A 9,048-nucleotide genomic window follows, 5' to 3' on the forward strand; every position below is an offset into this window, starting at 1 on the left:
GCCCCGGGGATCACCCCGGGGCCGCCTTCTCGTTCTCCGCAGGCAGGGCGCCTACTGCCCGGCGATGTCCGGGGTGACCGGGTCCGGCCCGATGTGCGGGTCGCCCTCCAACGGCAGCTCCTGGCCGCTCGTCCTGTCGACCACGGTCCGCCCGGCCAGCGGCGAGCGCAGGTCGGCCGCCACCGACTGCCGCTTGGCCAGCGCGTTGCACACCTGCCCCGGCTGGACCGTGGGCGGGCCCGGCACGACCAGCACGTCCACCCGGCCCGGCTGCGACTCGTCCGCCTTCAGCGCGTACTTGGTGCAGACCCCGCCGAAGAAGTAGACGGTCAGCTTGGTGGTGCCGTCCACCCGGTAGGCGACCGGGGGCCGGACGGGCGAGCCCGAACCGTTCGGGTCTGGCTCGCCCACCGCGATCCCGTTGCCCGGCGGAGTGGCCGGGGCCGGCTGCCCGGGTGCCGGCGAGGCCGGGGTGGGCGTGAAACCGGTCGGCGGCGTCCGGGCCGGCTGCGCGGCACCGGAGGAACTCCCCGTCGGCGCAGCCGAGGACGGGCTCGCGTCCGCCGGGGCCTGCGGGGAGGCACTCGCCGAGGCGGCCGCGGCCGCGCCGCTCGCCGCCGAGTCCGAGGCGGGCTTGCCGCCGCCGTCGCAGCCGGCCACCGTCACCACCGCGGCCAGCGCCAGACCCGCCAGGGCCGCCGCCCGCCGACCGCGTCGGGGCATCGTCTCCAGATCCATCTGCACATCCTCCCGAGGACTCAGCGGTGCCGCCTCCTCGGCCGCTCCGCGCGGATGTGACGTGCTCCGGTCGGATCCGGTTCCGCACCGTTGCGCCACGGGCCTCAGAAGTTGTACTCGGCCATCCCGGCGACCACCCGTTGCGCCTCGGAGGGGACCCGGAAACCGTCCGGCGAGGGGGTGGTGGGCTCCGGGCCGGCCGCCAGCTGCGGCCAGAACCGGCGCAGCCGCCGGGAGGAGTCCACCAGGGCGTCGAGCGTCTCGCCGTCCTCGCACCGCGGGGCGGGCGGGGCGGAGTGGTCGGTCATCATCGGGCATCGCTCCGATCCAGGGCCGTGGCCACGCTGCCACGGTCGACGACGGGGCCCGCCCGCACGGCGGGCCTCCACGGGGCGCGTCAGACGGCACGCCCTCAAGGCCGACCCTAGGCAGGGGCCCGGCCGCCCACCAGTGCTACCGGGAGGTAGTACACGTCGGAGGGCAACGGGTGCCACCATGGCGGTGCGGGCGGCAAGTTGCGGCACTCTTGCCTGGACGCTCCCCGGGGCCGGGTACCGTAGGTGGGTTCATCCCCGACTGCCCGCTGGCCCCGCAGCCACCCTGAGGAGACCTTCCGTGCGTATCGCCGTTGCCGGCTCGATCGCCACCGACCACCTGATGACGTTCCCCGGCCGGTTCGCCGACCAGCTCGTCGCCGAGCAGCTGCACACCGTGTCGCTGTCCTTCCTGGTCGACGCCCTGGACATCCGCCGCGGCGGCGTCGCGCCGAACATCGCCTTCGGCATGGGTGCCCTCGGCCTGCGCCCGGTCCTGGTCGGTGCCGCGGGTGCGGACTTCGCCGAGTACCGCAGCTGGCTGGAGCGCAACAACGTGGACTGCGACTCCGTCCACATCTCCGAGACCCGGCACACCGCGCGCTTCATGTGCACCACGGACGAGGACCACAACCAGATCGCCTCGTTCTACACCGGCGCCATGGCCGAGGCCCGCAACATCGAGCTGAAGCCGATCGCCGACCGCGTCGGCGGTCTGGACCTCGTCCTGATCGGCGCCGACGACCCGCAGGGCATGGTCCGCCACACCCAGGAGTGCCGCACTCGCGGCTACGCCTTCGCCGCCGACCCGTCCCAGCAGCTGGCCCGCCTGGAGGGCGACGACATCCGCGAGATCGTGGACGGCGCCGCGTACCTCTTCACCAACGAGTACGAGGCCGCGCTGATCGAGAGCAAGACCGGCTGGGACGCCGACGAGCTGCTCACCCGCGTCGGCACCCGGGTCACCACCCTGGGCAGCAAGGGCGTCCGGATCGAGCGCAAGGGCGAGGCGCCGATCCTGGTCGGCTGCGCCAAGGAGGAGGCCAAGGTCGACCCGACCGGCGTCGGCGACGCCTTCCGCGCGGGCTTCCTGTCCGGCCTGTCCTGGGACCTCGACCTGGAGCGCTCCGCCCAGCTCGGCTGCATGCTCGCCACCCTGGTGATCGAGACCATCGGCACCCAGGAGTACACGCTGCGCCCGGCCGCCTTCCTGAAGCGCTTCGAGGAGGCCTACGGCGCCGAGGCCGCCGCCGAGATCAGCGCGCACCTGGTCAGGTAGTCCGCCGGACGACGAGGTAGGCCGAGCCCCGGTCGCCGCCGTACTCGGCGGCCGGGGCCTCGCCCGCGTACTCCTGGCCGCGCATCTCGCACCAGGCCGGGATGTCCAGCCGGGCCGCCTCGTCGTCCGACAGCACGGCCACTGTGCCGCCCGGCGGCACCTCGCCGATCCGCTTCGCCAGTTCGATCACCGGCAGCGGGCAGCGCTTGCCCAGGGCGTCGATGACCAGCAGCGACTCCCCGGCGGCCGGCTTCGGCGCCGGCAGGTCCAGTCCGAGCGGCGCCCGGACGCCCGCCACCAGGTCGGGCAGCACCGCGAGGAAGCGCTCCACGTCGGCCTCGGCCGTGCCGTACGGCAGCGAGACCCGGACGTTCCCCTCGGTGAGCACCCCCATCGCCGCCAGCACGTGGCTGGGCGTCAGGGTGGACGAGGTGCAGGAGGAGCCGGAGGAGACCGCGAAGCCCGCCCGGTCCAGCTCGGTCAGCAGCACCTCCCCGTCCACGTACAGACACGAGAAGGTGACGATGTGCGGCAGCCGCCGCACCGGGTCGCCGACCACCTCGACCTCGGGCACCAGCTGCGGCACCCGGGTGCGGATCCGCTCCACCAGTGCGTGCAGCCGGGCGTTCTCCTGCTCGGCCTCGACCCGTACGGCGCGCAGCGAGGCGGCCGCGGCCACGATCGCCGGAACGTTGACGTAGCCGGGCACCCGGCCGCCCTCGCGCTCGTCGGCGGGCAGCGGCGAGGCGTACCGGACGCCCTTGCGCACCGCCAGCACCCCGACCCCGGGCGGGCCGCCCCACTTGTGGGCGCTCGCGGTCAGCAGCGACCAGCCCGCCGGGACGTCCACCCGCCCGGCGCTCTGCGCCGCGTCCACCAGCAGCGGGACGCCGGCTTGCGCGCACAGCGCGGCGACCTCGCCGACCGGCTGCACCGTCCCGACCTCGTGGTTGGCGCTCTGCACCGCGGCCAGCGCGGTGTCCGGGCGCAGCAGCGCGCCGAAGGCCGCAGGGTCGACCCTCCCGCCCCGGTCCACCGGAGCCACCGACACCTCGCCCCCGCCGCCCGTGTGGCGCTCGGCGACGTGCAGCACGCTGGAGTGCTCCACCGCGGAGTGCACGAAGTGGCTGCCGCGCCGCCGGTTCCCGGTCAGGGCTCCCAGCAGGCCGAGCTGGACGGCCTGGGTGCCGCTCGCGGTGAAGGCGATCTCGTCCGCCCGCGCGCCCAGCACCGCGGCCACCGTCTCGCGGGCGGCGTCCAGCAGCATCCGGGCCTGCCGGCCGGAGCGGTAGAGCCGGGCCGGGTCGGCCCAGCCCTCGTCCAGGGCGGCGGTCAGCGCCTGCCGGGCGACGGGGTGCAGAGGGGCCGTCGAGGCCACGTCGAAGTACACGGTCACATTTAACGGCACACCCGGCCCGCGCCCCGGTCCGGCCGTGCGGCTCACCCACCGTCAGTCGATCATCCCGAATGTCCGCTTCGTCCGCGCCCGACGGACCGTCACGGGCGTCGTCCGAGGTCATCCCCCGATCGGGCGTACGGACCTCGAATGCCTACGATGACCTGCGGCGCAGCCCATGCCGGGCCTGATCGGGCTAGCGGGCGGCGCGTTACCGGGGGCTGCCCGTCAGGAGCGCATAAGGCTGGAGTAGGGTTTGGCCCGCATAAGCATTCAAACCGTGCCCGTGGACGGGTCGCCGGGGAGGCTCACACTCCTCTCCGGGGCGACGCGAAGGCGGGCGAGACTTCGGGAAGGCGCTACGTGAGTCCCAACGGCTCCGACCGCTCGCCGCGGCGCACGATGCGGCGGAAGCTGCCTCAGGCGCTGGCACTGGGCCTCGTCATCGCGACCGCCACCGGCTGCTCGGCCAACGACCTCCCCAGGCTTGGCCTCCCGAGCCCCGTCACCAAGGAAGGACCCATGGTCCTCCAGATGTGGCAGGGCTCCTGGATCGCGGCGCTGGTGGTCGGCGTACTGATGTGGGGTCTGATCATCTGGAGCGTGATCTTCCACCGGCGCAAGCGCACCGGTGTGGAGATCCCCCCGCAGACCCGGTACAACGTGCCCATCGAGGCGCTCTACACCGCGGTCCCCATCATCATCGTCTCGGTCCTCTTCTACTTCGTCGCCCGCGACGAAGCGAAGCTGACGCAGGTCTCCGAGAAGCCGCAGCACTACGTCAACGTGGTCGGCTTCCAGTGGAGCTGGGCGTTCAACTACGAGAACACCGAGACCCCCGACCCGGCCAACAAGGACGCCGCGTACGAGGTCGGTACGCCCAAGGAGGCTCCGACGCTCTGGCTGCCGGTCAACGAGGCGGTGCAGTTCCGTCTCACCTCGCGTGACGTCATCCACGACTTCTGGCCCGTCAACTTCATGATGAAGATGGACGTCGTGCCGGGCGTGGTGAACAAGTTCGAGGTCACGCCGACCGTCAAGGGCGAGTACATGGGCAAGTGCGCCGAGCTCTGCGGCGTCGACCACTCGCGCATGCTGTTCAACGTCAAGGTCGTCGACCGCGCCGACTACGACAAGCACCTGGCCGAGCTTCGCGCCAAGGGCCAGAACGGTGCGGTGCCCTCCGGCCTGATCACCATGGGAAGTGAAGAGAAGTGACAATCCTCAACGAGCCCGCCGCGGCCGGCGGGGGCGCCGAGGCCGTCACGGTCGGGGCGCAGCGGACCCGGAAGCCGGGTTCGACCATCATCAAGTGGTTGACCACCACTGACCACAAGACGATCGGCACGCTGTACCTGGCCACGTCGTTCGCCTTCTTCCTGATCGGTGGCATCCTCGCCCTGGTCATGCGTGCCGAGCTGGCTCGTCCCGGGACCCAGATCCTGTCGAACGAGCAGTTCAACCAGGCGTTCACGATGCACGGCACGATCATGCTGCTGATGTTCGCGACGCCGCTCTTCTCCGGCTTCGCGAACTGGATCATGCCGCTCCAGATCGGTGCCCCGGACGTGGCGTTCCCGCGTCTGAACATGTTCGCGTACTGGCTGTACCTCTTCGGTTCGACCATCGCGGTGGGGGGCTTCCTGACCCCGAACGGCGCCGCCGACTTCGGTTGGTTCGCCTACTCCCCGCTGTCGGACGCGGTGCACTCGCCCGGCGTCGGCGGCGACATGTGGATCATGGGTCTGGCCTTCTCCGGCTTCGGCACGATCCTCGGTGCGGTCAACTTCATCACCACGATCATCTGCATGCGCGCTCCGGGCATGACGATGTTCCGGATGTCGATCTTCGTCTGGAACGTCCTGCTGACCTCGGTGCTGATCCTGCTGGCCTTCCCGGTGCTGGCCGCCGCGCTGTTCGCCCTGGAGGCGGACCGCAAGTTCGGTGCCCACGTCTTCGACCCGGCCAACGGCGGGGCGATGCTCTGGCAGCACCTGTTCTGGTTCTTCGGTCACCCCGAGGTGTACATCATCGCGCTGCCATTCTTCGGCATCGTGTCGGAGATCATCCCGGTCTTCAGCCGAAAGCCGATGTTCGGTTACTCCGGTCTGATCGCGGCCACCATCGCGATCGCCGGTCTGTCCGTGACGGTGTGGGCGCACCACATGTACGTCACCGGACAAGTGCTGCTGCCGTTCTTCTCGTTCATGACCTTCCTGATCGCGGTCCCGACCGGTGTGAAGTTCTTCAACTGGGTCGGCACCATGTGGAAGGGCTCGCTGAGCTTCGAGACCCCGATGCTCTGGACGGTCGGCTTCCTGGTCACCTTCCTCTTCGGTGGTCTGACCGGTGTTCTGCTGGCCTCCCCGCCGATCGACTTCCACGTCTCGGACTCGTACTTCGTCGTCGCCCACTTCCACTACGTGGTCTTCGGCACCGTCGTGTTCGCGATGTTCGCCGGCTTCCACTTCTGGTGGCCGAAGATGACCGGCAAGATGCTGGACGAGCGCCTCGGCAAGATCACCTTCTGGACGCTGTTCTTCGGCTTCCACACCACCTTCCTGGTGCAGCACTGGCTCGGCGCGGAGGGCATGCCCCGCCGCTACGCCGACTACCTGGCCTCGGACGGCTTCACCGCGCTGAACACCGTCTCGACCATCGGCTCCTTCGTGCTCGGCCTGTCGATGCTGCCGTTCCTCTACAACGTGTGGAAGACCGCCAAGTACGGCGAGAAGGTCACCGTGGACGACCCGTGGGGCTTCGGCCGCTCGCTGGAGTGGGCGACCTCCTGCCCGCCGCCGCGGCACAACTTCCTCACCCTCCCGCGGATCCGCTCCGAATCCCCGGCCTTCGACCTCCACCACCCGGAGATCGCCGCGCTGGACTACCTGGAGAACCACGGTGAGCCGGCCAAGCACCTCGCCGGTGTGACCCCGGCGAAGTACGACGCCCCGAAGCTGGGCAAGGGCAAGAGCGAGGGTGACGCCTGATGAAGGAACAGGGAAAGATCTTCCTCGGCCTGTCGGTCTTCGTCCTGGCGATGGCCATCACCTACGGCCTGTGGACGAACACCTCGGACCACGGCATCGAGGCCGCCGGCACCACCGCGCTGTTCCTGGCCTTCGGCCTGTGCGCCTTCATCGGGTACTACCTCGCCTTCACCGCCCGCCGGGTGGACAGTGGCGCAGGTGACAACCCCGAGGCCGAGGTGGCGGACGACTCCGGCGAGCTGGGCTTCTTCGCCCCGCACAGCTGGCAGCCGCTCTCGCTGGCGCTCGGTGGCGCGCTCGCGTTCATGGGCGTGATCTTCGGCTGGTGGCTGATGTTCTGGGCCGCCCCGATCATCGCGATCGGCATCTTCGGATGGGTCTTCGAGTTCTACCGGGGCGAGAACCAGAACCAGTAGGGTTCCCGCTGCCGACACCAGGGCCGGTCCTCCCGCACGGGGGGACCGGCCCTGCTGCGTCTCCGGGGTGACGGCCTCACTCCGGCGGGTGAACGGCGGGTCCCTCGGATGTCGCTCCGCCAGCATGCGTTCCTACGATCTGATCAATCGTGCGACCCCCTGATCAATCGTGCGACCCCTCGGAGGCGGTCATGGCCGACAGGCACGGAATCGCAGCTATCGGTGGCATCTCGCTGGCCCTCGCAGTACTGGTCCCACTGGCTGCCTGCATGTCAGAGGACGAGGAGCCCACCGGACCACACCGGATCGACGCGGCCCCCCTGGTCCGCCTCTCGGCGGACGGCAAGGCCGACCCCTCCCAGCCGGTCACCGTGACCGCCGTCAGGGGCAGCCGGCTCACCGACGTCACCGTGGCCGGCCCGGACGGCCGGGTGATCGCCGGGAAGCTCGCCGACGACCAGCGCAGCTGGCAGACCACCGGGCGGCTGAAGGCCGCCACCGCGTACACGGTGCGGATCTCCGCCGACGACGGCAAGGGCGGCCGCGGCGACACCACCGCGAGCTTCAGCACCATCGCCGCCGAGCACCTGCTCACCGCCAAGCTCGGCCCGGACTCCTCCGGCAGCGGCGTCTACGGCGTGGGCCAGCCGCTCACCGTGCAGCTCTCCGAGGCCGTGAAGAGCCCGCAGGCCCGCCAGGAGGTCGAGCGCGCCCTGACCGTCGGCTCCCAGCCCTCCGTCATCGGCGCCTGGTACTGGGTGGACGACAAGAACCTGCACTTCCGCCCGCAGGACTACTGGCCGGTCGGCACGACCGTCTCGCTGGTCTTCGACGCCACCGGCAGCCGGATCGCCGACGGGCTCTACGGCGGTGACCGCAGCGCGCTGAAGCTGCGGATCGGCGAGCGGGTGGAGACGGTGATCGACGCGGCCGCCCACAAGCTCACCCTGAAGCGCGACGGGGAGGTGCTGCGGAGCATCCCGGTCACCACCGGCAAGCCCGGCTTCGACACCCGCAACGGCGTCAAGGTGGTGCTCGGCCAGGAGCGCTCGGTCCGGATGAACGGCGAGACGATCGGGATAGCGGCCGGCAGCACGGATTCGTACGACCTGGACGTGAAGTGGGCCACCCGGGTGACCTGGAGCGGCGAGTACGTCCACGCGGCGCCCTGGTCGGTCAGCTCGCAGGGCGTGGAGAACGTCAGCCACGGCTGTACCGGCATGAACAACGAGAACGCCAAGTGGTTCTACGAGCACACCCGGGTGGGGGACATAGTGACGGTGGTGAACAGTCGCGGCGCCCGGATGGAGCCCTTCGGCAACGGCTTCGGGGACTGGAACGTCGACTGGACGGACTGGATCAAGCACAGCGCCTCCGGACAGCCCGTCAGCACCACCGCACCGCCCGCCCAGGCCCCCGCCTCGGGGATGATCCGCCCCGAGCTCTGAGGCTCCTTCCCGGGCGACACGCCCTAACCCTCCGGGTAGGCCAGCCGCAGCGCGGTGTCCACGGCGGCCAGGGCGTCCGCGTGGGAGACGCCCAGGCGGCTCGCCCGGGCGGCGTACTCGGCGGCGGCCTCGGCCGCCAGCCGGTGGGCCGTGTCCCCGGTGGCGGCGATCAGCGTGCCGCGCCGGCCGTGGGTCTCCACCACTCCGTCCGCCTCCAGCTCGCGGTAGGCCCGGGCGACGGTGCCGGCGGCCAGCCCCAGCTCCTCGGCCAGGGCCCGGACGGTGGGCAGCCGCAGTCCGGCCGGCAGTTCGCCGGAGCGGGCCCGCTCGGCGATCTGGGCGCGGATCTGCTCGTACGGGGGAGTGGCCGAGGCGGGATCGACGGAGAGCTGCACGGGGGCTCCTGGTGGCGCGGGCGGGTACGGGAAAGCCCGAGGGCCGCCGACCAGAAGAACTCTGGTCAGCGG

General features: G+C 71.1%; 9 protein-coding genes. 5 read left to right on the top strand and 4 right to left on the bottom strand.

The window, feature by feature from the left end:
- Positions 1–51 precede the first annotated feature (51 nt).
- On the bottom strand, positions 52–738 hold the full coding sequence (locus ACFU7Y_RS33165) for a hypothetical protein (protein ID WP_380770596.1): 687 nt from the start codon (positions 736–738) through the stop codon (positions 52–54).
- A gap of 104 nt (positions 739–842) precedes the next feature.
- Complete coding sequence (locus tag ACFU7Y_RS33170; RefSeq protein WP_224278305.1) at positions 843–1,049, bottom strand: hypothetical protein; 207 nt, start codon at positions 1,047–1,049, stop codon at positions 843–845.
- Between the two features lie 304 nt (positions 1,050–1,353).
- Between ACFU7Y_RS33170 and ACFU7Y_RS33175 the strand changes: the two genes are divergently transcribed.
- The gene (locus tag ACFU7Y_RS33175) at positions 1,354–2,331 is read left to right on the top strand and encodes a carbohydrate kinase family protein (protein WP_224278307.1); all 978 of its coding nucleotides are present in this window, start codon (positions 1,354–1,356) and stop codon (positions 2,329–2,331) included.
- On the opposite strand, the gene ACFU7Y_RS33180 is transcribed toward ACFU7Y_RS33175, so the two are convergent.
- Positions 2,324–3,721: an aminotransferase class V-fold PLP-dependent enzyme gene (locus ACFU7Y_RS33180; RefSeq protein ID WP_224278309.1), complete on the bottom strand. Its 1,398-nt coding sequence runs from the start codon at positions 3,719–3,721 to the stop codon at positions 2,324–2,326. The genes ACFU7Y_RS33175 and ACFU7Y_RS33180 overlap by 8 nt on opposite strands.
- Before the next feature lie 369 nt (positions 3,722–4,090).
- Here ACFU7Y_RS33180 and coxB point away from each other — a divergent pair, with 369 nt between their 5' ends.
- The 4 genes from coxB (at position 4,091) to ACFU7Y_RS33200 (ending at position 8,581) form a co-directional block, all read left to right on the top strand.
- The gene (gene coxB / locus ACFU7Y_RS33185) at positions 4,091–4,945 is read left to right on the top strand and encodes a cytochrome c oxidase subunit II (RefSeq protein WP_224278310.1); all 855 of its coding nucleotides are present in this window, start codon (positions 4,091–4,093) and stop codon (positions 4,943–4,945) included.
- Complete coding sequence (gene ctaD / locus ACFU7Y_RS33190) at positions 4,942–6,717, top strand: cytochrome c oxidase subunit I (protein ID WP_224278312.1); 1,776 nt, start codon at positions 4,942–4,944, stop codon at positions 6,715–6,717. The genes coxB and ctaD overlap by 4 nt, the downstream gene beginning before the upstream one ends.
- Positions 6,717–7,133, top strand: a complete 417-nt coding sequence (locus ACFU7Y_RS33195; RefSeq protein WP_224278313.1) for a cytochrome c oxidase subunit 4 — start codon at positions 6,717–6,719, stop codon at positions 7,131–7,133. The genes ctaD and ACFU7Y_RS33195 overlap by 1 nt, the downstream gene beginning before the upstream one ends.
- Before the next feature lie 269 nt (positions 7,134–7,402).
- Positions 7,403–8,581: an Ig-like domain-containing protein gene (locus ACFU7Y_RS33200; protein WP_380770598.1), complete on the top strand. Its 1,179-nt coding sequence runs from the start codon at positions 7,403–7,405 to the stop codon at positions 8,579–8,581.
- A gap of 23 nt (positions 8,582–8,604) precedes the next feature.
- Here ACFU7Y_RS33200 and ACFU7Y_RS33205 read toward each other — a convergent pair whose 3' ends face one another.
- Positions 8,605–8,976 (bottom strand): GntR family transcriptional regulator, encoded by a 372-nt coding sequence (locus ACFU7Y_RS33205; protein ID WP_224278323.1) that lies wholly within the window; start codon positions 8,974–8,976, stop codon positions 8,605–8,607.
- Between the last annotated feature and the right edge of the window lie 72 nt (positions 8,977–9,048).

This window comes from Kitasatospora sp. NPDC057542, assembly GCF_042801945.1.
Classification (GTDB): Bacteria; Actinomycetota; Actinomycetes; order Streptomycetales; family Streptomycetaceae; genus Kitasatospora.

Bases quoted from the DNA above. Each gene is read 5' to 3' on its own strand.
- ACFU7Y_RS33200 (WP_380770598.1), top strand. From the start codon at position 7,403: ATGTCAGAGGACGAGGAGCCCACCGGACCACACCGGATCGACGCGGCC.
- ACFU7Y_RS33195 (WP_224278313.1), top strand. From the start codon at position 6,717: ATGAAGGAACAGGGAAAGATCTTCCTCGGCCTGTCGGTCTTCGTCCTG.
- ACFU7Y_RS33165 (WP_380770596.1), bottom strand. From the start codon at position 738: ATGGATCTGGAGACGATGCCCCGACGCGGTCGGCGGGCGGCGGCCCTG.
- ACFU7Y_RS33170 (WP_224278305.1), bottom strand. From the start codon at position 1,049: ATGATGACCGACCACTCCGCCCCGCCCGCCCCGCGGTGCGAGGACGGC.